This window comes from Bradyrhizobium sp. NBAIM08 (genome assembly GCF_020193935.1).
GTDB classification, from domain to species: Bacteria; Pseudomonadota; Alphaproteobacteria; order Rhizobiales; family Xanthobacteraceae; genus Bradyrhizobium; species Bradyrhizobium yuanmingense.
Map to the genome: position 1 here is coordinate 1 of NZ_JADYVR010000498.1, position 434 is coordinate 434.

The 434-nt window shown below is 74.7% G+C and carries 2 protein-coding genes; both read left to right on the forward strand.

The window, feature by feature from the left end; genetic code table 11:
• Positions 1-281: carboxyl transferase domain-containing protein (locus tag I6F37_RS40635; RefSeq protein WP_249795467.1), on the forward strand; the 281-nt coding region annotated here is incomplete at its 5' end.
• Positions 278-434: CoA transferase (locus I6F37_RS40640; protein ID WP_225154466.1), on the forward strand; the 157-nt coding region annotated here is incomplete at its 3' end. The genes I6F37_RS40635 and I6F37_RS40640, both read left to right, overlap by 4 nt.

Sequence of the window (434 nt, forward strand, 5' to 3'; positions counted from 1 at the left end):
GGCCAACGGCGGAGATCTGCGCCATGAACATCGAGGGCGCCGTCGACGTGGCGTTCCGCAAGGTCTACGAGGGCGCGCCCGACCCGGTCGCCGCCCGGCAGGACGTCGTCGAGCTGTTCCGCGCGCGCGTCGGGCCGCTCGAGGCGGCCGCCGGGTTCGGCGTCGACGACATCATCGACCCGGCCAGCACGCGCGCCGTCCTCATCGACACGCTCGACCAACTGCCGCGTCGCCGCACCGACGGCCTCGGCACCCGCACGAGGGGGATCTCACCGATATGAGCAACAGCAAGGGACCGCTCGCCGGGCTGCGCGTGCTGGAGATGGCGGCCATCGGGCCGGTCCCGTTCGCCGGGATGGTGCTGGCCGACATGGGCGCCGACGTCGTGCGCGTCGACCGCCCGGGGCCGCCCGACGCGTTCCCCGGGGTCGCCC